This window comes from Anaerococcus octavius (assembly GCF_900445265.1).
Classification (GTDB): domain Bacteria; phylum Bacillota; class Clostridia; order Tissierellales; family Peptoniphilaceae; genus Anaerococcus; species Anaerococcus octavius.
This window is the reverse complement of the sequence record NZ_UFTA01000002.1, coordinates 1,732,308-1,754,845: the sequence shown is the minus strand read 5'-3', so window position 1 is coordinate 1,754,845 and position 22,538 is coordinate 1,732,308. Positions and strand designations below refer to the sequence as shown.

Annotated in this window: 21 protein-coding genes and 1 pseudogene; 2 read left to right on the top strand and 20 right to left on the bottom strand. The window is 30.9% G+C overall.

Annotation, left to right across the window (positions count from 1 at the left end; genetic code table 11):
- Window positions 1-163: 163 nt before the first annotated feature.
- Window positions 164-1,501: an MATE family efflux transporter gene (locus DY249_RS08430; RefSeq protein ID WP_101540795.1), complete on the bottom strand. Its 1,338-nt coding sequence runs from the start codon at window positions 1,499-1,501 to the stop codon at window positions 164-166.
- Between the two features lie 48 nt (window positions 1,502-1,549).
- Between DY249_RS08430 and DY249_RS08425 the strand changes: the two are divergent.
- Window positions 1,550-2,191 (top strand): annotated as a pseudogene (locus DY249_RS08425) (sugar O-acetyltransferase); the annotation flags it as partial.
- A gap of 595 nt (window positions 2,192-2,786) precedes the next feature.
- Here DY249_RS08425 and sdaAA read toward each other — a convergent pair.
- From sdaAA to DY249_RS08345, 17 genes are all read right to left on the bottom strand, one after another.
- Window positions 2,787-3,665: an L-serine ammonia-lyase, iron-sulfur-dependent, subunit alpha gene (gene sdaAA, locus DY249_RS08420; protein WP_101540797.1), complete on the bottom strand. Its 879-nt coding sequence runs from the start codon at window positions 3,663-3,665 to the stop codon at window positions 2,787-2,789.
- A 10-nt stretch (window positions 3,666-3,675) separates the two neighbouring features.
- A complete protein-coding gene (gene sdaAB, locus DY249_RS08415; protein WP_101540798.1) occupies window positions 3,676-4,338 on the bottom strand; it encodes an L-serine ammonia-lyase, iron-sulfur-dependent subunit beta in 663 nt (220 codons plus the stop codon).
- Window positions 4,339-4,412: 74 nt separating this feature from the next.
- A complete protein-coding gene (locus tag DY249_RS08410) occupies window positions 4,413-5,651 on the bottom strand; it encodes a dicarboxylate/amino acid:cation symporter (RefSeq protein ID WP_115595856.1) in 1,239 nt (412 codons plus the stop codon).
- Between the two features lie 242 nt (window positions 5,652-5,893).
- Window positions 5,894-6,514 (bottom strand): superoxide dismutase, encoded by a 621-nt coding sequence (locus DY249_RS08405; protein WP_115595855.1) that lies wholly within the window; start codon window positions 6,512-6,514, stop codon window positions 5,894-5,896.
- Between the two features lie 90 nt (window positions 6,515-6,604).
- A complete protein-coding gene (locus tag DY249_RS08400) occupies window positions 6,605-7,063 on the bottom strand; it encodes a MaoC/PaaZ C-terminal domain-containing protein (RefSeq protein WP_115595854.1) in 459 nt (152 codons plus the stop codon).
- Window positions 7,064-7,144: 81 nt separating this feature from the next.
- Window positions 7,145-7,813, bottom strand: coding sequence for a TlpA family protein disulfide reductase (locus DY249_RS08395; protein ID WP_115595853.1), 669 nt, complete (start codon window positions 7,811-7,813; stop codon window positions 7,145-7,147).
- Entirely contained in the window at window positions 7,810-8,664 is an 855-nt protein-coding gene (locus tag DY249_RS08390; RefSeq protein ID WP_115595852.1) for a 4Fe-4S binding protein, read from the bottom strand. Before DY249_RS08390 ends, DY249_RS08395 begins: the two co-directional genes overlap by 4 nt.
- Window positions 8,657-8,803 carry a CD1871A family CXXC motif-containing protein gene (locus DY249_RS09440; RefSeq protein ID WP_257877108.1) on the bottom strand — a complete coding sequence of 49 codons (147 nt, stop codon included), beginning with the start codon at window positions 8,801-8,803 and terminating at the stop codon, window positions 8,657-8,659. Before DY249_RS09440 ends, DY249_RS08390 begins: the two co-directional genes overlap by 8 nt.
- A gap of 36 nt (window positions 8,804-8,839) precedes the next feature.
- Window positions 8,840-9,955: a sensor histidine kinase gene (locus DY249_RS08385; protein ID WP_115595851.1), complete on the bottom strand. Its 1,116-nt coding sequence runs from the start codon at window positions 9,953-9,955 to the stop codon at window positions 8,840-8,842.
- A complete protein-coding gene (locus DY249_RS08380; protein ID WP_101540803.1) occupies window positions 9,945-10,616 on the bottom strand; it encodes a response regulator transcription factor in 672 nt (223 codons plus the stop codon). The genes DY249_RS08385 and DY249_RS08380 overlap by 11 nt, the downstream gene beginning before the upstream one ends.
- A gap of 1,019 nt (window positions 10,617-11,635) precedes the next feature.
- Window positions 11,636-12,355, bottom strand: a complete 720-nt coding sequence (locus tag DY249_RS08375) for a TIGR03915 family putative DNA repair protein (protein ID WP_101540804.1) — start codon at window positions 12,353-12,355, stop codon at window positions 11,636-11,638.
- Window position 12,356: 1 nt separating this feature from the next.
- Window positions 12,357-13,598, bottom strand: a complete 1,242-nt coding sequence (locus DY249_RS08370) for a putative DNA modification/repair radical SAM protein (RefSeq protein ID WP_115595850.1) — start codon at window positions 13,596-13,598, stop codon at window positions 12,357-12,359.
- Window positions 13,599-13,757: 159 nt separating this feature from the next.
- Window positions 13,758-14,528, bottom strand: a complete 771-nt coding sequence (locus DY249_RS08365) for a sugar phosphate isomerase/epimerase family protein (RefSeq protein WP_101540806.1) — start codon at window positions 14,526-14,528, stop codon at window positions 13,758-13,760.
- Window position 14,529: 1 nt separating this feature from the next.
- Window positions 14,530-15,612, bottom strand: a complete 1,083-nt coding sequence (locus DY249_RS08360) for an ABC transporter ATP-binding protein (RefSeq protein WP_115595849.1) — start codon at window positions 15,610-15,612, stop codon at window positions 14,530-14,532.
- 1 nt (window position 15,613) lies between these two features.
- On the bottom strand, window positions 15,614-16,432 hold the full coding sequence (locus DY249_RS08355; protein ID WP_101540808.1) for a carbohydrate ABC transporter permease: 819 nt from the start codon (window positions 16,430-16,432) through the stop codon (window positions 15,614-15,616).
- Window positions 16,422-17,294, bottom strand: a complete 873-nt coding sequence (locus DY249_RS08350) for a carbohydrate ABC transporter permease (protein WP_115595848.1) — start codon at window positions 17,292-17,294, stop codon at window positions 16,422-16,424. Before DY249_RS08350 ends, DY249_RS08355 begins: the two co-directional genes overlap by 11 nt.
- A gap of 3 nt (window positions 17,295-17,297) precedes the next feature.
- Window positions 17,298-18,725: an ABC transporter substrate-binding protein gene (locus tag DY249_RS08345; protein WP_245943563.1), complete on the bottom strand. Its 1,428-nt coding sequence runs from the start codon at window positions 18,723-18,725 to the stop codon at window positions 17,298-17,300.
- 367 nt (window positions 18,726-19,092) lie between these two features.
- On the opposite strand from DY249_RS08345, the gene DY249_RS08340 reads away from it, so the two are divergent.
- Window positions 19,093-19,845 carry a hypothetical protein gene (locus tag DY249_RS08340; protein ID WP_115595847.1) on the top strand — a complete coding sequence of 251 codons (753 nt, stop codon included), beginning with the start codon at window positions 19,093-19,095 and terminating at the stop codon, window positions 19,843-19,845.
- A 195-nt stretch (window positions 19,846-20,040) separates the two neighbouring features.
- Here the strand turns inward: DY249_RS08340 and DY249_RS08335 are convergent, their stop codons facing one another.
- Together DY249_RS08335 and DY249_RS08330 are read right to left on the bottom strand one after the other, a co-directional pair.
- Window positions 20,041-20,499, bottom strand: a complete 459-nt coding sequence (locus DY249_RS08335; RefSeq protein WP_115595846.1) for a DDE-type integrase/transposase/recombinase — start codon at window positions 20,497-20,499, stop codon at window positions 20,041-20,043.
- Between the two features lie 664 nt (window positions 20,500-21,163).
- On the bottom strand, window positions 21,164-22,531 hold the full coding sequence (locus DY249_RS08330) for a Na+/H+ antiporter NhaC family protein (RefSeq protein WP_115595845.1): 1,368 nt from the start codon (window positions 22,529-22,531) through the stop codon (window positions 21,164-21,166).
- Window positions 22,532-22,538: the final 7 nt, after the last annotated feature.

Sequence of the window (22,538 nt, the reverse complement as noted above, 5' to 3'; positions counted from 1 at the left end):
AGAAATTAGTATTTATTGTCAATTTAGTTTATAAATTGTAAAAGTTTTTAATAAAAATTTTACAAAACTATACTATTTGTAAATTTCAGATATATTATAAGTAAGATTTTTTTGAAAATAAAGAACCTAGTAAAATAGTTGTTTTACTAGGTTCTTTATTTTATTATAGCTCTCTTTTTATTTTTTTAAGGATTAGACCGCTATTAAATAATCCTTTGAGTATAGAAGTAAAGGTCATGGCAATCCATACTCCTGCTACACCAAACATAGGCATAAATAATATTGAAAATGGTATTCTTAAAGTATTAAAAATTATTGCAATACGGGCAGGAGTTTTTGTATCCCCCATGCCGTTAAAAGCACCAGTAAGTCCAATTTCCACTGCCATAAATATTTGGGAAACTGATAAAATTGCTAAGTACAAGGCTCCAAGTTTTATTGTTTCTGTGTCATTTGGAACAAATATTTTTATTAGCGGATATCTGAAAAAATATAATACTAGCATTGAAATAGCACCAATTATAAAGACAATTTCAAAAGATTTTTTTATTACCTTCTTTACTCTTTCAAAAAGTTCCGCTCCATAATTTTGACCAACCATAGCTGCAATACCTATTTGTAAACCTTCGCTTGTATTCCAAGTTATGGACTCCAATTGGCTACCTACAGAATAAGCTGCCACTGCCGCCTCACCAAAGCCTGCCATAAATTTATTTAAAATTACACTTACAACTGCCATATAAACATTCATAAGGGCAGATGGAGTTCCCAATCTAAAAATTTGACCCATCCAATTTCTATGATAATCTAATCTATTTATAGAATTTTTAAGTAATTCATTATTATTAAAAATAACTATTACAAAGATAATTGTAACAACAACTTGAGCTAAAACAGTAGCAATAGCAGCTCCACGAACTTCCATTCTAGGAAATGGACCTAAACCAAATATCAAAAGTGGATCTAAAATAATATTTGCAATAAGTCCTATAGAATTGATTATAAAAGGAGTAAGAGAATTACCCAAGGACTGAAAGCTTTGTGACAAAACAGGATTTATAAGGAAAAATACAATTCCAATGGCCAAAATAAATATGTATTCACGTGCATAAGAACTGGCAACGTCAGATAACTTAAAAAAACCAACATATAATTTGCCAAAAATCAGCAAAATGATAGTGTAAATAATAGCCAAAATAAATGTTAGAATATATCCATTATTTAAAATCCTAATGGTTTCTTTTGTATTTTGCCTACCAAAAGCTTGAGAAGCCAAAACTCCCATACCAACCTTTGGAACCATAGTTATGGCATTTGCAATCCAGATTAAAAATCCGGCAAGGCCAACACCAGCAAGGGCATTTGATCCCAAACGACCTATAAAAAACATATCAACAAAACCATATGTAATTTGAATAAAGGCTGTAAGAGCCAGAGGTAAAGATAATTTTAAAAGAGATTTTGTAATATCGCCCTTAGTTAAGTTTACATTTTGATTCATAATTTGCTCCTTTGATGATAATATTTTACAACTTTAGATTAAAATTGTCATTTAAAGCTTAGAGGGTATGGTTTTGATATGAAAGAACAAAAACAAAGAATGATAAACGGCAAGCTTTATATGGGAGATAAAAAACTTCGCGAAGATATGTATGAAGCTCGCCGAAAAATGCAAGATTTTAACAATTCGATAACAGCAGAAGAAATTAGAGAAAAAGCTAAAAATATTTTTGGTAAATTTGGCAAAGATTCAATGGTAACCCCTCCATTTAGATTTGACTACGGTCACAATACTTATATAGGCGATCATTCATATCTAAATTTTAATGTATCAATCCTAGATTGTGCACCAGTTTACATAGGAGACAATGTGCTAATAGGTCCAGATTGCACATTTCTGACACCAAATCATCCAAAGGATCCGGAAATAAGAAGAACATTTATAGAATACGCAGAGCCTATAAAAATAGAAAATGACGTTTGGATAGGAGGAAATGTCACAATTATTGGAGGAGTAAGTATAGGTGAAGGATCTATAATAGGAGCAGGATCAGTAATTGTAAAAAATATTCCAAAAGGAGTAATAGCAGCAGGCAATCCTTGTAAAATTATTAGAAAAATAGATGAAAGCGACAAAGTATACTGGCAAGAAAAGTATAATGAGTATCAAAAAGAAATGGAAGAAGAGTAACTTTCTTTCCAACGATCATGTAAAATATTAAATGAAAATTTAGATTTAAGAGGCTAGAAATTCACAAAGATAATTAGTCTCTTTTTTTGTAATTACGCTTACAATTTAAGCAAATCAATAAAAATGTCAAAAATACACGAAAAGTTTTTTAGCTATACCCTTATTTAATTTTTTATTGTAATTAATATTTTATTCTTGTTAATAACTAGGTTTTATAATATCTGACTCATAGGTAGATCCCTCGACTTAGCTCGAGATGACAAGTATGTGTCAGTAAAAGTACTATGTAGATTTATTAGTTACTATTTGGGTAATAAGATTATTTACTAGTGTGAATCTTAGTTCTACTTATTGTCATTTCGACTAAAGAAACCGTTAGCTTTCATAATGGAGAAATCTTTCTTTGATTTATATTTTTATATTTTTTAGATGGTAGTCAATATTTTAATCTAATAAAATTCTAAGTTTTACAATACCTAGCTCATAGATAGAACTATTAACTTCACTTTTGCTTACAAATAAGGATAATAAAAAATCCCCAATACTAAAAGTATTGGGAAAATCATAATAAAAAATATTTTTTGTTTATTATTTTTTAATTTTTTCCATCAATATATTTTTCACGTAGTCTTAGAGCTGATGGGCAAACTGCTATGCCGCCTTCGCCTGTTTCTCTAAGTCCTGCAGGCAAGCTATCTCCAACTCTTTTTAAAGCATCTACGGCTTCATCAAATGTTACGAATACTTTTACTCCTGCCATTGCCATATCTGCACTTGCTAGGGCATTCATAACTCCGTTTGCATTTCTAATATTGCATGGGAATTCTACCATGCCTCCTATTGGATCACAGATTAGACCCATGATATTTAATAAGGCACATGTTGCTGCATTTTCTTGAGTTTGAATGTCGTATCCTCTTAAATAGCAAACAGCCGCTGCTGCCATTGCAGATGCTGCTCCTGTTTCTGCTTGGCATCCGCCTTCTGCGCCAGCAAATGTTGCATTATCAAAAATTACTTGGCCAACTTGTGTTGCTACTAGCATAGCTTCTTTTAACTTTTGATCATCATAATCATATTTATGATACATGGTCATAAGTGTTGCTGGAAGGATTCCTGAGCTTCCTGCTGTTGGAGCTGCTACGATTTGACCCATGGCTGCGTTTACTTCGCTTGTTGAAAGTGCCATTGCCATAGCTTTTGCAGCTGTATCTCCTAAAACTGTATCTCCACCTAGAAAATAATCATTCATCACTTTTGCATTGCCACCTGTCATTCCTGTTACTGAAACAACTGGTACTTCTAAGGCTGCATGTGATGAGTTTTTCATAACATCTAGAGTTCTTTGAAGTCTTTCAAATATTTCTTCTTCGCTTCTACCCGTGTTTTCTATCTCATCTTTTACAGATAGTTGCCAAAGGTTAGCGTTTTCTTTTTCACATCTTTCTTTTAATAATTCAAATTTAGTAAGCATAATCCCTTTCCTAATCTATATATTTTATAAAAGTAAAGTCTTTACCATTTTTAATTTTTTCAAGGGCTTCTGGTATAAGTGGTTCATCTAGTTCGCAAACTAGCATTACATTATCGCCATCTTTTATGGTTTTCATTTCGTGGATATTGTATCCATTACTATATAAAATATTTGAAACAAAGGCTATTACACCTTTTTGTTCGCCATAAGCCATAAATAAAGTTGGTCTTTTGGCATAATATTCTATAGGATTACCATATATTTTATTTATAACAATAGCACCACCACCTATGGATGAGCCTTGTATATCTATAGGATTTCTACCATCTGGATATTTAAATACCATTCTTACAGTATTGGGATGTACTTCTCCTAAATCCGTTTCTATAAATTTGTAATTAAGACCTGCTTCTTTTGCATATTCAAATGCATTTATTATTCTATCATCGTCTGGTCCATATCCCAAAACTCCGCCCACTAAGGCTCTATTTGTCCCATGTCCTTTATAAGTTTTGGCAAATGATCCATGCAAATAAAAATCTACTTCATTAAATCCTGGATCTACCATTCTCCTTGCAACATTTGCAATTTTTGCTGCACCAGCAGTATGGGAAGAGCTTGGACCAACCATAACAGGTCCTAGAATATCAAATATTGAAGCATTTACTGCCATAATTTCTCCTTATCTTTTCTTAAAATAAGCTAGCATAAAAACTATGCTAGCTTTATTTACTTTGCTTAAAATTTTCAGTCATTGTTAGGATTTTTAATAACTGGCATTGGTTTCCAATCTTTATTTTTTAAGATTACTTTATTGTAAATTTTATCAACTGCGTTTGCAATAGCAACATCACCTGAAATGTTTGCAGCTGTTCCAAAAGAATCTTGTGTCAAATAAAGGGAAATTAGTAAACTTGCCATTGCTGATTCTGGTGCTATACCAACCATTGGTAAAAATGGTAATGCACTCATTACAGCTCCACCTGGAGCACCGGGTGCTGCAACCATTGCTACACCTAAAGTTGCAATTAATGAAAGCATCAAGCCAAATGAATGTGGCAAGTTATACATATAAAGGATGGTGAAAACACATCCTGTAATAGTTATCATACTACCTGGCATGTGAACTGTCGCCCCTAAAGGCACAACAAATTCTGAAATTTCTTTACTAACACCATTATTAGCCGCACATTGTAAGTTAACTGGAATAGTTGCAGCTGATGATTGAGTACCTACAGCTGTCATATATCCTTTTACTTCATTTTTTATCATAGCAAAAGGATTTTTACCTGTATATGATCCTGAAATTGAGAACATAACTGTAACATAGATCAAATGTAAAATAATTATACAGATAAATATCTTCCAGAAGATGCTAAGTACAGCAAATACTGAACCAGTATAAGACATTTCTGCAAAGTTACCAAAGATGAAAAATGGTAAAACCGGTACTATTGCTGTTTCTAGTACTTTTACTATAACTGCATTAAATTCTGAAACTGCTTTGTATAATACTTCACCGCTTTTATTTTTTTTAAGCCAAGAAATAGAAATGCCCATCATAAATGCAAAAATTAATGCACTTGTTACATCAAAAAATGGTGTAATTGGTACTTCAAAATATGGTTTTAATCCATCTCCTTGAGCTGATACAATTGCATCAACTTGGCTAGATGAAATGAATTTTGGGAAAATGTTACTAGCCATCACATATGATAAGCTTCCACCTACAAGAGTTGATATGTAAGAAATCAAGACAGTAACTCCTAATAACTTTCCAGCACCTTCTCCCAAATCAGATATACCTTTTGTAACAAAGGCAAGTATCATAAGTGGAATAATAAATGATAAAAATGAACCAAATATTTTTGAAAATGTAACTGCAATTCTAGTAATTCCTACAGGTAAATAAGCTCCTGCTAAAATACCTAAGATAATTGCAATAATTAATTTTGGAACAAGTCCAATCTTTTTAAAACGCCCCATAATATTCTCCTAATAATATATTTTTGTATAAAGCTTTATATCAAGCTATATCATATCACGTTTTTTCATAAAAGAAAATGATTTCATAAAAAAAATTTAAAATTTTAAAACATTTAAGTATTTTATTAAAAAATAACTAGTGTTTAAAACAGAATATAGTATATAGATAATTTTATATCAAATTAGTGAATTTAAAACCGTTGGAAAAAACCAACGGTTAAATTATTGTATTTACTTGTTAATTATTTGCAAGTACCAGCTTTTTGGTATCTTTCTTCAATAACATCCCAGTTTACTAATTTCCACCATTCTTCTAAGTATTTTGCTCTGGCGTTTTGATAGTCTAAATAGTAAGCGTGTTCCCAAAGGTCATTTCCTAAAATAGCTTGTTTACCTTCTAGAATTGGGTTATCTTGATTTTTAGTAGAAATTACTTCAAGTTCTCCATCATTAATTACTAGCCATGCCCATCCTGAGCCAAATTGTCCTTTACCAGCTTCTTCGAATTCTTTTTTAAATTCTTCAAATGATCCAAATTTTTTATCTATAGCTTCTTTTAATTCACCAACTGGTTTACTTGACCCACCTGGTTGCATAGTATTCCAGAATAGATTGTGATTTAGTACTCCGCCTAGGTTATTGATAAGTTTTTGTTTTTTATCAGCATCATCTGTAATATCATCAATGGATTTTAGTAGGCATTTTGGACATTCTTTTTCTTCATACTCACTGCCTTCTAAAAGTTTATTTGCTGTATCTACATAAGTTTGATGGTGTTTATCATGGTGAAACGTCATTGTTTCTCTTGATATAACTGGCTGTAGAGCATCATATTCATATGGTAATTGCATTAATTTTAGCATATTATAAACTCCTTATGATTATTCTTATTAAAACTAGGCTCTATGCCTTAGTAATATTATTATACCCGTTATTGATAATAAATATCAATATCATTCATTTGTTTGTGTTTCTCCGCTAAAATTTACCAATGCTGTTACTGCATAGCTAAGGACAAGCTCCCCACAAGGATCATATGCCATAAGTTTCTGGCTAATAAAACCATCCTTACCTTCTCTTCTTACTTTTTTATCAACGGTTTCTACTTTTATATTATAAATAGTATCAGGATAAACTGGCTTTATCCACTTAGCTTCATCTACAGAAACTCCAGCCACCACACAATCAGCATCAATACCAGTTTTTACCCATTGAGCCCAAAAAGCCATATTAGCAAATGAACCAGATGCAATTATTCTTCCAAATCTAGATTTTTCTGCCGCTTTTTTATCTATATGAATAGGTCTTGGATCAAATTTTTTGGCATATTCGATAATCTCTTCTTCCGTAAAGGAAACAGATTCTATCTCTTCGTCAAAAACTTGTCCTACTTTATAATCTTCAAAATACATACTTACCTCATTTCTTATAACATTTTTTATACCCCTATCTTGATAATAAATAACAATATATTAATGCAAACTAAAAGCACCCTATTTGGATGCTTGCGAAGATTCTATTGCTTTTTTAATATTTTCTTTTAATTTTGCTTGTTGGTCTTCAGATACTAGACTTCCTTCTACTGGATCGCCTATTACATTACCATTTTTGTCTACTACTATTGTTGTTGGATATACGAATATATTTTCTAAATAATCTTTCATATCTCCCTCATAGTCTACTGCTAGTGCCTTGTAGGTTGGTTTTTTTTCTTTTATTATTCTTTGATAAGCTTCTTTTGTAGAGTCATCGTAATTTACATCTGTACACATTGATACAAAGTCTACGCCATCATCTTTTTTAAGTTCATCTGCTATATTATTTAATTCATCCATTTCTTCGACACACGCTGAGCAACCTGTAAACCAAAGGTTTATTACTGTCGCATCATTTTTTGCTATATCTTCATTAGTAAATGGATTACCGTCTTGGTCTTTTGCTGTAAAATTTGGAAGAGTATTTTTATCTGCCATTTTGGAAGAATCTTTTTCTTCCACAGTCATTTCTTTATTATCAGTTTTTTGATCTTCTTTTTCTGCTGGTATTTCAGCTTTTGTTTCATTTTTCATCTTTTCATCATTTGCCTGCTTATCATTATTTTGGCAAGCTGCCAGGAGAAGCCCTAGCATGATAATTGTGTAAATATTATTTACTTTTCTCATTTTTGCTCCTTTGTATAAAAAAAAGAGGAAGATATGGCTTTTGTTGGACAAGATTTTGTACATTCATGACACCTTATGCACTCTAAGTGGCCAGTATTTTTTCTAATATCTACATCCATTTTACAAACTCTTGCGCATTTTCCGCATTCGATGCACTTATCTTTATCTACATCCATTTGATAAAATGAATATTTATTAAAAAATGAATAAAAGGCACCTAGCGGGCAAATCCACTTACAAAACGGTCTATAAAATAAAATAGATAATATTATTGTTGCAACAAGTATGCCAAGTTTTAGGTTAAATAGATTTCCTAAAGCTAGCCTTAATGAAGGAGATTTAATCGCAAGAGGTATAGCTCCCTCGATTATTCCTTGGGGACAGATATATTTGCAAAAATATGGAGGAATCACTTCATATCTATCACCCGCTATAAAGGCTAAAGCTATAATAAGCGAGAACAATATTATATATTTTATATATCTTAGGGGTTTTAATTTTTTTGTGGAGAGTTTTTTGCTAGGTATTTTGTGAACTAAGTCTTGAAACCAACCCATGGGACAGAAGAAACCACAAATGAGTCTTCCAAACATTACTCCAAAAAATGCCATCATGCCAAAAACGTAATATGAAAACTTGTACTTTTTTGACCCCATAACTGCTTGCATAGATCCAATTGGACACGCTCCTGCTGCTCCTGGGCAGGAATAACAATTAAGTCCTGGCAAGCATAATTTTTTTGTAGGACCACTGTAAATTTTGCCCTTAAAAAAGTTTGGTATATGAAAATTATAGGCCAAGGCTGTTAGGGCTTGAATTTTATGTCGGCCAATGTTTTTTATCTTATCCAATGCCTATACACTCCAAGCACAGGTTGATTGCCTTGGTAAATACACTATTTACTTCACCTCTATAAGCACCATATACCACAAAGCTTATAGAAATTATTAATAATATTTTGCTAATTATTTTTTTGTCCTTTTCTATCATATCTTTACCTCATAATCAATGATAGCAAATAAAGAATTAATTTTCTGTTAAGAATGAAATAACAAATGTAGATCCTGAAGATTTATTATCCAAAACTGTTATTTTAGCACCTAGAGAATCTACAATTTCCTTAGAAAGTGCCAGTCCAATACCAAAACCTTCGCCAGATCTAGAATAATCCGCTTGATAGAAAAGATCAAAAATCCTTTCTTTTTGTTCATCTGTCATACCTATGCCAGTATCTGATATTTCGATGATAGTATTGCATTTTTCTTTTTTGGTAATAATTTCTATAGATCCATTTTCATTATTATATTTGATTGCATTTTCGATAATATTAAATAATAGTCTTTGAAGGAGTGTATCATCAGTTTGTAGGCATAAATCTTCATCTTTTATAAAGTTTACCGATAAATTTTTATTTGCAATCTTATCTTCTAAATCAAACAAAATTTCTTCAATCAAACTTCCTATACAAACCTTGCTAATGTTTGCTTCTTGATTTTTAGAAAACATTAAAACAGCTTCTATTAAATTTTTAAGTTTTTCAATATTTTCATCAATTTTTTCTACAAAAACTGCTTCTTCTTTACTTATATTTTTTCTTTTATAAACATCCACTTGAGCTTTCATAACAGCAACTGGCGTGCGCAGCTCATGGGCTACATTTGCCGAAAAATCCTTTTGTTTCTTATAATCCTTATAAATTCTTGCCATAAGTTGATTAAAACTTTTTGATAAATCAACTATTTCACTAGAACCATCCTCTACTAAAAGTTTTTCAGAAAAAGTTTCAGGCTTATTTATATCAATTCTGGCAATGTTTTTTTGTAAATTTTTAAGTGGTTCTAAGATTTTTGAAATAATCAAAGCAAATATCAAAGATCCTATTATAATAACAATACCTGTTACAAGAAAAGTATAGATTCTAAAGTCTGCTGTAGATTGCAAATGTGCATTATTTACAGTGACCACTACAGAATTGCTATAGGATGGCATATATCTTTCAATTTGCTTTAGCATTTGTTCAGTCATTTCTATTTGCTTTTGATTAACCATATAGTTTGTAATACTAATCATAGCTATAAAAATAATTACAACAGCAGAAATCAATTTAAATACAATAGATTTGTATAATTTATCAGCTTTCATAAATCCTGTAGCCTTTACCTATTACATTTTGAATTTTATTTTCTCCGCTAAGTTCTTTTATTTTTTTTCTCAAAGATGACATATGAACGCGTACCGAGTTTGAAAAACTATCAGCATTAGAATCCCAAACATGGTCTATTAATTCCTCACTAGATACAAAACGCTCTTTATTTAAGAATAAATATTCCAAAATACCAGTTTCTTTTTGTGTAAGATTTAATTTTTGATCACTAACAAATGCTTCACGAGTCATAGTGTCAAATTTCATATTACCAGCTTCTAGAATAGTTGATTCTGTAATAGATTTACGACGTAAAAGTGCACGCATACGAGCATCAAGTTCCTTTAAATCAAAAGGTTTTACCATATAATCATTAGCACCAAAATCAAGTCCTTTGACCCTATCATCTATGTCAGACCTTGCTGTAAGCATAATAATGTTTACTTCTTGGTTAAACTTCCTAACTTCATCTAAAACCTCAAACCCATCTTTTTTTGGCAAATTTATATCTAAAATAATTATGTCATAATTTTCTATATAAGCCATTTCTATAGCTTCTTCACCGTTTACAGCCTTATCAACTGCGTAGCCATAAGTACTAAGTCCTTCTTCTAATAAATTTAATAAATCTAAATCATCTTCTACAACTAAAACACGCATATTTACCTCCATTTTATTTTGATTATAGCATATTGACGGATTAAGTTGGGGTAAAGAGATTATTTAAATTACAATTATTATACTAAAATAATGCATTAGCTTTCTATTTTATTTCTCACTTTAAATACCAAGGAGCAGGTCTGTAGTGGCAGCAAAGACCCATTTGGTCCTTCCCCTCCACCACATCTTCACCTACGAATGGCAATGATTTGTATAAGTTCACTCCGCGAATTCTTTTTTTGTATATGTAACTTTTATTTTAAATTTTCTGAGATTCCGACATTGCCTCTTTTACTAGATAAAAACAAAATGAAATTTTACACAAATATTTCCCTTCTCCTATTTCTTAAGTTTATATACTATGACTAATCTCCTACATCTATAGACTCCCACCTCATTGTTATTTCGACCGTAAAAGCCAGAGGATTTGGAGTGGTGAAATCTTTCTTATAGGCTTGTAATTGATGGAATTTTATTTTCTAATAAATCTAGAACTACGTTTTACAAATATCTAACTCTTAAATAGATCTCTCGGATATGCTCGAGATGACAATGGGTGTGAATATTTCATATTAATTTAACTTTCTTATATACTGAGTTAAAATATCTATATTAATATAACTTAATTTTAAGATTGGGTGAATTTTCAATTGTTATTTCCCCTATATAAAATCAGAAGTAATCCCACAGAAATATATCTCCACTTTCATCTTTTAAAGATATGTACAATGCCAATCTTCTCAATCTCTAGTCAATTAATACATTGTAATTTCAGTCACCTAAAAATCTATTGACTTTGAGTTTTCGTAAATATTTGGAGTGAAGAAATCTTTTTTTGAGTCAGAACTTTCTAAATTTTGATGATGATTTATTAATAAATAAACAAAAAATTTTATTAAAAAAGACCAGCCTCGGCTAGTCTCTGTTTTGTAATTATAAAAAATAAATAACTACTATTAATAAAGCAAATATTGGATAAGAAAATTTACCCAATTATTAAAAATTTTACTACAGGTATTTTAATTCTTTTCAGGCAAATATTTCCAATATTTCTTTGGCATATTTGCTTGCATTAGTTTTTTGTTTTTTCGCTCATCTATACCAATTGCATCGTAAAATCCTCGCCAGGCATCTTTAAAAATCACTTCTTTTTGGCTTTCTACTGCATCCATTTCTAGAATTTCTAATTCTTCATAGCTTCCAAACTCACATACACTTGCTTTTTGTCGGTTTTTATCATAAATTATAAATTTTTCCGCTGGCATTCTTCTTAAAAAGTGCAGGGTAAGGTGAATCAAAATATCATTTTCCGGTGTGATTTCGGCTAATAAATATTCATCTTGGATTTCTCTAAATCTTGTAAATCCCTTGTAGGCGTGAGTTTCGTGATTAAAATTATGCACTATCCTATTAAATGTTACTGCTGATTTTTTAGCTGAAGTTAGGTAGGCATTTCCATAAATCAAAGAGCTTTTTATAGTAATAGCAATTATTTCCTCTTTTTTAGGGTGCTTTGATTTAAAAACTTTAAAAACATTTTCAAAAAAATCTTTGCCAACATTGTCTCTGACGCTTGTTATTACTCGCTCAGACTTTACTAGGTTAGTTTTTATAATTTCACTTTCTAAAAAATTCATCTGATCTGTTTTAGTTTTTATCTCACATTTGCCAATTTCCTTGTATTTTTCAAAAATAACTGTAAAAAGACCATCAATGCTTCCGTCATAATAATATATCATACTAAACCACATCAAACATTGATAGTTGCTTGTAATTACTATCATCTGGAGCGCTCAATAGATTTTTTAGTTCATTTTTATTTTTAAAGCTCAATCCCCTGTAGACTCCATTTACCGTTATAAAATGCTGAGCCCTTTTCGTTGAGATTTTTAATGCTTTTAGGCTATCATAGGTCAATTTTCTAAACTCACGCGCTCTAATGATGCGATTTGCATAGATTCTACCAAAGCCTGGTACTTTCATCAATTCATAATAAGAAGCTTTATTTATTTCAATAGGGAAACGTTCTATATTATTTATTGCCCAATTACTTTTTGGATCAATTGATAAATCAAAGTTTGCTTCACTTAAAGATAGCAAATCATCTGCCTTAAATCTGTAAGCACGCAACAAAAAATCTGCTTGATATAACCTGTGTTCCCTTAAAAGTGGTGTTTTATCGATACCTGCTGTATATTTTGATTTTACTACAGGAACAAAACCTGAATAATATACACGTTTTAAGGCATAAGTATTGTATAGTTTTTCACTTGTTTTTATTATTTCCAAATCAGATTCTCTATTTGCTCCAATAATCATTTGCGTAGTTTGCCCTGCTGGTAAAAATTTTGGTGTGTGGGCAAATTTTTGCCTATCAGCTCCATATACCATCATTTCATTTTTTACATTAGCCATAGGTTTTGTAATATCTACAATTTTTTTCTCTGGTGCCAGAAGTGACAAGGCTTTTTGAGTTGGTAGTTCTATATTTATCGACATCCTATCGACCAAAAGTCCCATTTTTTTGACCAAATCAGAACTTGCTCCAGGTATTGCTTTCATATGTATATATCCATTAAATTTGTATTTATATCGCAATAGTTCTGCAACTTTAACCAATCTCTCCATAGTATAATCTGGATTTTTTGCTATACCAGAGGACAAAAACAATCCTTCGATATAGTTTCTGCGGTAAAAATTCATAGTAAGATCTGCTATTTCCTCTGGAGTAAAAGTAGCTCTTATAGTGTCATTTTCCCTGCGATTTATACAATATTCACAACTATAAATGCAAGAATTTGTCATCAAAATTTTTAAAAGTGAAATACATCTACCATCTTCAGAATAAGAATGACATATCCCACCCATTGACCCATTACCAAGGCCTTTATTTTTATTTTTTCGATTAGATCCACTGGATGAACAAGATACATCATACTTTGCCGCATCTGCTAGAATCTCTAGTTTTTCTCTAATATCCATAGTAAGTCCTCAAAATAAATTTCACTAATATAATCTCTTGTATGCTAGTAAACATTATACTTTTAAGTCACTTACTGTCTATGTATTGATGATTATTGGTAAAGATATATAAAAAACAAGCCTAAGAATAAGCTTGTTTTTAAAAAATCTTTCATTTTTTTATTTTAGGTCTTCTAATAGTTCTTTTACATCTTCTACTACTAAACTTTCTTTTCCTTCATAAGTTGAGTTGTACTCAAGGACAAGATCTGCATTTGGTGTGTATTTTTTATATAATTTTACAAAGCTTTTTAATTCATCGTAATCTTCTGATACACTTAGATGTTGATCGTGCTTACCGTCATTGGTATGGATATGGTAGGAAACAATTTTGTCTTTTAAATTTTCGATTACATTTTCTAGATCCCAACCATTTGCTTTTACATGTCCAATATCGATTAATGTATTCTCTTCTCTGTTTTGAATAGCTTTAATAAATTCTTCTTCATCAAAAAGTGAATTTTTTCCAACACCAGCATTTTCAATTACAAGAGGGGTTTTTGACCATCCTTTAATCTCGTCAAGATTTTTAAAAGCATTTTTTATCATTTCTTGCTTTTCTTCAATAATTTTATTATTTGTATGAAAAACTATGTATTTTGGTTTTAAAGCTTTGTCAAATTCTAGAGATTGCTTATATAATTCGATTGTTCTATTGTATAAATCACTACCTTTTGGAGCACTGTGGTCTGTTTGTAGGTATGGTCCATGGAAAGTTATTGAATATTCTTTTAATCTATCTATATTTTCATTTACTTCTCTGATAAAATCTTCAGAATTGTTGAAAATAAATAATTCAATACCTACTTCATCTTTGCTAAAATGATCTAGGATTTTTGTTACACTCATTACACTTTCTGGCTTGTACATATTTGTACTAATATAAATCATCTTATCTCCTTGTAATATTTTCTTCGCTAACATAGTCAAATAAATTAATAAATTTATCTACCAATACAATATTTATATCATCTCCCACTTTTATCGAGTGGTTTTCTGAAGTTAGGCAAGCAGTTGTGTTTGCCAAATCAAAGTGATATGAAGTTACAGATCCTAAATTTTCTAGGTATCTAACCTTAACTTTAATTGAATTTGCAGTATTTTCATCAACCAATCTTATATTTTCTGGCCTGATGCCTAGATAATATTTATCACTCAGATTCTTGCTAATAGCATGTAGAATTGAACTTTCTGGAGCAAATCTTCTTTCATGGTCAAATATCAAATGATTTTCCTTATAGGAAACTAAAAATATATTCATAGGAGGAGATCCAATAAATTTTGCTGTAAATATATTTGCAGGATTGTTGTAAATTTCATCAGGACTTCCAACCATTTGAATTTTTCCTTCACTCATTAAAACAATTTTCTGAGCAACTGTCATAGCTTCTACTTGGTCGTGAGTAACATAGACAAAAGTCATATTAAAATTATTATGCAAACGAACAAGCTCACGGCGGGCTTGTAATCTTAATTGTGCATCTAGATTTGAAAGTGGCTCATCAAGTAGCAAATATGAAGATTTTTTTGCAAGAGAACGAGCTAAAGCTACCCTTTGTCTTTGTCCACCTGATAGTTGGTTTGGTTTTCTATCTTTATATTCATTTAAAGCTAGCATATCCAAAACATTTTTTAATCTATAATCTATTTCTCTTCTTTCAACTTTATTTGCCTTTAGTCCATATGTTATATTTTCTTCTACTGTCATATGAGGATAAAGAGCGTAGTTTTGAAAAACCATTGAAACATCACGATCGCCCGGAGCTACATCATTTACCAATCTTTCATTCATAATAAGATTCCCTGAAGATATTTCTTCAAGTCCTGCAATCATTCTAAGAGTGGTAGACTTGCCACAACCTGATGGTCCAAGTAATATTAACCTTTCGCCAGGTTCTACTTTTAAATTTAGTTGAGGAATTACAACATTTTCCCCATATCTTTTTTCGACATTATCAAAAATAATTTCTTTCATTCTATTTCACTCCTGATCCAGCATAGGTGCTTATAATATATCTTTGGAAGAATAGATATAAAATAATTGGTAAACTCATTGTAATAACTGAAACTGCCATAGCAATTGGAAAATCTGTTCCCCCTTCTGCTGACATAAACATTTGTAAGGCTAATGGCAAGGTAAAATGATCACGTGATTTTAAAATCAATGTAGGCCATACAAATTCATTCCAAGAGTTAATAAAAAACATAATCCCAGAAGAAACTACTGCTGGTAAAACAATTGGAAAAATAATATCTTTCATAATATGAAAATCAGATACATTATCCATTTTTGCAGCTTCAGTTAGTGATTTTGGAATAGTTCTCATAGATTGTCTAATTAAAAATATTCCTGCTACATCTGCAAACTGAGGCAAAGCCACTCCTATTAACTTATCAGCAAGACCCAGTTTCGAAATCAATAGATAATTTGGCACCATAGTTACTGTAAAAGGTATGAACATAGTCACTAGCATTAGAAAATAAATAACATTTTTACCCTTAAAATCAAAATAAACTAGACCATAGGCTGCAAGTACACTTGTAATTATCTTAAAAATTGTTACTGTTGTTGCTATAAAAAATGAATTAGCTATGATTTTTTTAATAGGTAATCTTTGAGCTACATATCTAAACGATTCTAAAGTTGGATTTTCTGGTATAAGTCCCATAATATTATTTGCACTTTCTTGCATAGTTTTAAATGAATTTGAAATTGCAAAGATTATCGGAAAAATCATGAGTACAACGAAAATTAGTAGGATAAGATGGGTTACCCATTCATGTTTAGTTTTCATAGTATACTCCTTTTTCAATATATTTATATTCTAAAAATAAAAGAATAGCAAAAATTAACATAGTAATCATTGATAAGGCTGCACTAACTCCTGTCCTATAATATACAAAAGCTTCGTGATATGATTGGTAAATTAAATTTGATGAAGCATAGTTTGGTCCACCTTGGGTTACTACCTTTATAGGAGTAAATATAAATTGTAAGCCCTGTACTATTGATGTTATTAAAACATAAATACCAGTTGCTGATGACATTGGTATCACAATATCTTTAAATAATTTGAAATTTCCAATCCCTTCAAGTTTTGCAGCTTCTATTACTGATTCATCTATTCCTAGTATCCCACCTAAAAGCACGATATAGTTATAACCAAAACTTTTCCAAGAAGCTATAAGCGATAAACCCGCAATTACCCAGCCTTCAGTTTTTGACCAATTCGGCATAGCTAATCCGATTTTTCTAAGAATAATTGCAACAGGTCCAGCCACTGGATTTAGAATCCAAACAAAAAGTATAGACCCTATTACAAGTGAAAGGATTGAGGGTAAGAAAAATGTTTTTTTGTAAAATTTTTGAAACTTACTTATCATGAACCTTGAAACAAAGGCTAAGATATAAGGAATTATAAAATTTAAAATTAGCATTATTAAAATATAAAAAAATGTATTTATAAAAATTTTTCGTAAAATTGGATCATTTACTAATAGGGCATAATTAGATAAACCTACAAATTTCTTTGTAGGTTTGATCATGTTCCAATCGAAAAAACTTAAATACAAGGTATATATAAATGGGACAAACACGAATATTGCAAAAGCAAGTAGTGCTGGAAACATTAATATATATGGCTTAAGTTTCTTCATTTTTTACTCCATTATTTGGTTAATTTCCTCTTGAGTTTGAGTCATAGCATCTTCTGCTGATTGTTGACCGCCAAATATTTTATCTCTCATATCAAGAAGCATTTGTTCAGCTTGAAGTCCTGCATCTCCTGGGAATGATGCCCATGGAACTACATATGGCATTTGTTCAATAGCTGGTTTCATTAATTCATTTTCTGCTAAAAAGTCTTTTAATCCCTTAGGATCTTCATCAACACCCTTTCTTGGAGGCACATAACCTGTTCCTTTTGTCCATTCAGCCATTGATTCTACACTATAAAGATATTTTTCAAATTCCCAAGCAGCTGCTATTTGTTTTGGATCTTTAGCTGTTATTGCAAGCATCGAACCACCTGCTGGTAATTTTCTTTCTTTATTACCAAATGTTGGGGAAAGTGTTGTTTCTACTTTAAATTGTGCGCCTTTTTCAACAGCTGCTCTTTTTGCAATTGTTGTATAATACATTGCAACTTCACCATTTGTAAATGCTTGAAGCCCTTCATCAAATCCTAAGTTTACAGCTGATTTATCTTCATTAAGCATATCTGCCATAAGTTGCATAGCTTCAAAACCTTCTTTTGTTGCAAAGCTAGCTTTTGGTTTTTGATCTTCTAATTCAATCATTTTCCCACCGTTAGATTCAATCATTGCTTGTTGGGCCCAAAAATCTGCCGGTTCCTGTTCATAGAAACCATACTTGCCAGTTTTTTCTGAAACTACTTTTGCATATTCTCTAACTTCTTGCCAAGTTTTTGGAGTTTTATCACCAAGTCCTGCTTCTTCCATCAAGTCTCTGTTTATGTATAAAATTGGGTTTGAAAGTGAATATGGAATGCCCACTTGATCACCATTATTATTTTTAGCAAGATCAAGTACATTTGGTAAGAAATTGTCTTTTAAGAACGTCTTATCCTCTGGATCATATTGGTCTATTGCATCTTGTGGAGATACATAATCAAAGTTATTTGAGAAATATTCAAGGAAAGCCCAACCCACTTGTACAATATCAGGTGTATTGCCTGTGGCTTCTTCCGCTTGTAAATTTTGCATTAGACCCTTATACATATCAGGATTAAATCTTGCAACTACTTTTATATCGTCATGTTCTTCATTAAATTTGTTAACTAATTCTTCAACAGTAGTCCCACCCTGAGTTTCAGCATTTACATGCCAATACTCAATGGTAGTAACATCACCACCATTATCCTTAGTTCCTTTCATATCATCTTTCGTATCTGTTTTTGCTACATTCGTTGCTTGCTTATTGCTACTAGGATCTTTATTTTCTACACTTTCAGCTTTTGTAGAATCAGTGGTATTATCATTTACGGACTGATTATTTCCACATGCACTAAGACTAGACATTATTACTAAACTTAATACAATATTTGAAATTTTTTTAAAATTAATCAAAATATACTCCTTTATACACACATTAATATAAATATATAATAAAAATTTATTATGAAAATATTCTTAATTATTTGTAATAATTTTGTAAAAGTTTTGATGGATATGAGGAATATACAAAAAATAAGATTCACACTTTTAAACTAACGGATCAAACTACATATACTGGTGTGGGAGCTAAAGGCGATTTTGATCTACCACAAAAGAAGATATGCTAGATGCTGTTGTACCAGCAAATACTATTACAGTTAAATATGGACTTGTAACAAATATTAGATTTGGATCATAGTTCATGGTAAAACTGGTTAATTTAGGGCTTTTTTATTTACTTATCTATTAAAGAAGGTAAAATAAATCAAGGAGGATAATCATGAAAATTAACAATCTAAATAAAACTCTGCTTGCAGCATTTATGGCAGTAACTCTTGCATCATGCTCAAATTCTAGTGCTCCTCAATCAGATGCAGCTGCAAATGAATCTGCAGATACAGAAGTTGTCGCTGAAAACTCTGATATTATAGATGAATCTATAAAAGAAGATAGCGAAAATAATAAACCTGCTGATAGTGAAGTAGTTGAAGATAAAGAAAGCACAAAAAACTCAGATAATAAAGAAATTTCCAGCGATAAAAAATCAACTATAGATGTTGAGAAAAAAGAAGATTCTTCTACTGAAAACAAAGAAGAAAATAATGATAAAAAAGATACTACAGCAGAAGATAAAGAAGAAAATAATAGCCAAGATAATATAAACTACCAAGAAAAAGATGGATCTTATATCTCAAATCTTGTATCATCAAAAAATGGTGATCGTGATCCACAAATGGGATTATCTAGTTTATCTGATCTAAACATAGAAAATAATTCCTTAATTCTAGAAGGTAGCATAGATTATTTACAAAATCCAGACAGCTATGACAACTCAGAAGATTATGATAAAGCAACTTATAACTTCAAAATAAATAGTGATACAAAATTCCAAGCTGTAGGTGGTTTAGCAGAGCCAAAAATATTTAGTCCAGAAGAGTTTGTAAAGTACTATAATGAAGTAAAAGACTCTGGACTAGCTTTAAAAATAGAAGTAAAAGACGGTGTAGCTACAACAGTTTCAATAGCTTCATAATTTTAATTTAAAAAGTAGAACTCATGTAAGTTCTACTTTTATATTGCAATTAAAAATTAAATCTCTATGGTATTTTTATATAACAATTTATTTCATCTATTAGCTTATTTGTAAAACCAGCTAAGTTGCTTATGAGCTGAACCCGTAAACACGGGATAACTTAATAATATTTTAAGAGGAATGTAATCTCTGTAATCAACAGGTGACATTCCGTTTAATTTTGTCTTTATCCTGTCTTCGTTGTACCTTTATATATATTTCTATTTCTTTTCTTAAATACTCATAATTCTTAAATTTTACACCATAGTACATTTCTTGTTTGAGTATACCAAAGAAGTTCTCCATTGGTGAATTGTCTAGACAATTGTCTTTTTTTAGCATTGTATTAGTTAGTTTAATTGTAGGATGGTGACTTATTGTATAGCTGATTATCTCACTGTTGTACACATCAAGGATCGGTGATAAATACAATCTTTGTTCATATTCTTTGATTTTAAATTCTGTTACATCTGTTAACCATATCTGCTTAGGTCTTTTAACTTTAAAGTTACGGTTCACTAGGCTAGGAGCAACTTTTCCTATCCTACCCTTGTATGATGAGTATTTTCTTGACCTAGTTTTAAATTTAGTAAATAAGAGTCCTTCTTGTTTCATTATTCTTAATAGTTTACTACTAAGCCTTTGTTTAAAGATGTTCTTCTAGAATCTGAAGTGTTATCTTTGTCTTTTACTTGCTTCTGCCTCTTTCAGTAGCAAGTCTTGAAACTTTTTTAAAATAGTATTTGCATCTTAAGATATTTGTTTTCTTCTCTAAGTCTAATTGGTTCTTCTCTTTCAAATTCTTCTATTGGTTTTTCGTTCTTAGATTTCTTATCTGATTTATACATATCTATCTTAGGTCTTCATCTATTATCTTCTAGCCTAGATAAAGCACGTTATCTATATGCTTTCTCCCATCTAGATACTTTAATCCATTAACAAGATTGAAGTACTTAGCAGTCTCTCTAAAGTATTATTGGTATGCCTATATCGGTATTACAGATAGTTTAAATTCACTAGTGTATTTATTGTTATTTTGCTCTTTTTAGTTAAGTTATCAAAGCCTGCAAATTTGTATTTAATTATCCAATTTTTTAATGCTGAATCAGGAATCTTATATTTTTATCAATCATTTCTCATCCACCAGATTCACCAGATAAGTATTCCAACATTAGTTTTATTTTAAATTCTTTTTTGTATTTTGGCATAAAAAAACCCCTCCATCCGTATTCCGGATTTTGGGGTACAGCTCATTATCTTAGCGGGTTTTATTTATATATTATTTTGCAAGTTCTGCAACTTGGCTTTCTGGCATATCGTACTCAAAATCCCAAGGATCTTTAGATTCTGCATATCTAGCAAATATAGAAATAATTGCAAAAGCTGCTAGTAAGTATTGGTAGAATAAGTATGGCATAATATCTACTGGAGCTAGCAATCCTTCAGTAAACTTCGCTGCGACAAGTAATTGGATTCCATAAGGAATGATTCCTTGGCCAATACATGCAAATATATCTAGTAATGAAGCTGATCTTCTAGGGTCTACTTTATAATCATTTGAAAGTCTTTTTGCAATTGGTCCTGCTATTACAATAGAAACTGTATTATTAGCAATAGCAATATCCATTAAAAATACTATTAGGCAAATGCCAACCTCTGCTGACTTTTTACTTTTTACAAATGATAATATTTTGTCGTTGATAAAATCTAAGCCACCTTCTTTATTTACCATATAAGAAAGTCCACCTATCATCATTGATAGTAAGAATATTTCATTCATAGATGCAAAACCATCATAGATCAATTTTGATAATGCTATAAAATCAAATCCATTTTGGAAAAGCATAATTAAGCTTGAAAAGATTATTCCACTAGTTAATACGACAAATACATTTACTCCTACAATGGCAGTTATTAAAACTAATAAGTAAGGCAATACTTTTATAATTTCAACTGGACCTGTTTCTATTGGAACTGTTGAATCAGGTCTACCTAAAACTATAAATAAAATAATAGCTACAATTGCTGCAGGTAGGGCAATCTTTAAGTTCATTCTAAACTTATCTTTCATGCTTACATTTTGTGTTTTTGTAGCTGCTATTGTAGTATCAGATATAATTGATAAGTTATCACCAAACATAGATCCGCTAACAAGGGCTGCAAGGCTCATTGCAACATTCAAACCTGCTCCTTGGGCTAAACCAATTGTTACTGTAGTAAGCGAGGATACTGTTCCAACTGAAGTACCTGTTGCTGTTGCCATAAATCCTGCTATTACAAAAATACCTGCTATTATTAAGCTTGGTGGTATAAATCTAAGTCCTAAATTTACTACTGCATCACGTCCCCCGCTTGCTTCTGCTACTGCTGAAAATGCACCAGCCAGTAAGTAAATCAAGCACATAGAAATAATATCTTCGTTTCCACATCCTTCAATAAAAGTTGCAAATTTCGTATTTAAATCTTCTTTAAAAATAATAAATGCTGAAATAACCGCTACAAAAGCTGCAACTGGTGCTGGCATTTGGTAAAAAGCCATATCCACACCTTGATTTTGTAAAATTATGCCTGTTACAAAGTAAATTACTATAAATACCAAAAACGGTATTAAGGCATATCCTCCAGATCTTTTCTTTTTATTTTCCATATTATAT

What these genes read in the sequence shown, in the direction of transcription:
- DY249_RS08430 (WP_101540795.1), bottom strand. Translation starts at nt 1,501, where the DNA reads ATGAATCAAAATGTAAACTTAACTAAGGGCGATATTACAAAATCTCTT.
- sdaAA (WP_101540797.1), bottom strand. Translation starts at nt 3,665, where the DNA reads ATGCTTACTAAATTTGAATTATTAAAAGAAAGATGTGAAAAAGAAAAC.
- sdaAB (WP_101540798.1), bottom strand. Translation starts at nt 4,338, where the DNA reads ATGGCAGTAAATGCTTCAATATTTGATATTCTAGGACCTGTTATGGTT.
- DY249_RS08410 (WP_115595856.1), bottom strand. Translation starts at nt 5,651, where the DNA reads ATGGGGCGTTTTAAAAAGATTGGACTTGTTCCAAAATTAATTATTGCA.
- DY249_RS08405 (WP_115595855.1), bottom strand. Translation starts at nt 6,514, where the DNA reads ATGCTAAAATTAATGCAATTACCATATGAATATGATGCTCTACAGCCA.
- DY249_RS08400 (WP_115595854.1), bottom strand. Translation starts at nt 7,063, where the DNA reads ATGTATTTTGAAGATTATAAAGTAGGACAAGTTTTTGACGAAGAGATA.
- DY249_RS08395 (WP_115595853.1), bottom strand. Translation starts at nt 7,813, where the DNA reads ATGAGAAAAGTAAATAATATTTACACAATTATCATGCTAGGGCTTCTC.
- DY249_RS09440 (WP_257877108.1), bottom strand. Translation starts at nt 8,803, where the DNA reads ATGATAGAAAAGGACAAAAAAATAATTAGCAAAATATTATTAATAATT.
- DY249_RS08385 (WP_115595851.1), bottom strand. Translation starts at nt 9,955, where the DNA reads ATGAAAGCTGATAAATTATACAAATCTATTGTATTTAAATTGATTTCT.
- DY249_RS08380 (WP_101540803.1), bottom strand. Translation starts at nt 10,616, where the DNA reads ATGCGTGTTTTAGTTGTAGAAGATGATTTAGATTTATTAAATTTATTA.
- DY249_RS08375 (WP_101540804.1), bottom strand. Translation starts at nt 12,355, where the DNA reads ATGATATATTATTATGACGGAAGCATTGATGGTCTTTTTACAGTTATT.
- DY249_RS08370 (WP_115595850.1), bottom strand. Translation starts at nt 13,598, where the DNA reads ATGGATATTAGAGAAAAACTAGAGATTCTAGCAGATGCGGCAAAGTAT.
- DY249_RS08365 (WP_101540806.1), bottom strand. Translation starts at nt 14,528, where the DNA reads ATGATTTATATTAGTACAAATATGTACAAGCCAGAAAGTGTAATGAGT.
- DY249_RS08360 (WP_115595849.1), bottom strand. Translation starts at nt 15,612, where the DNA reads ATGAAAGAAATTATTTTTGATAATGTCGAAAAAAGATATGGGGAAAAT.
- DY249_RS08355 (WP_101540808.1), bottom strand. Translation starts at nt 16,432, where the DNA reads ATGAAAACTAAACATGAATGGGTAACCCATCTTATCCTACTAATTTTC.
- DY249_RS08350 (WP_115595848.1), bottom strand. Translation starts at nt 17,294, where the DNA reads ATGAAGAAACTTAAGCCATATATATTAATGTTTCCAGCACTACTTGCT.
- DY249_RS08340 (WP_115595847.1), top strand. Translation starts at nt 19,093, where the DNA reads ATGAAAATTAACAATCTAAATAAAACTCTGCTTGCAGCATTTATGGCA.
- DY249_RS08335 (WP_115595846.1), bottom strand. Translation starts at nt 20,499, where the DNA reads ATGAAACAAGAAGGACTCTTATTTACTAAATTTAAAACTAGGTCAAGA.
- DY249_RS08330 (WP_115595845.1), bottom strand. Translation starts at nt 22,531, where the DNA reads ATGGAAAATAAAAAGAAAAGATCTGGAGGATATGCCTTAATACCGTTT.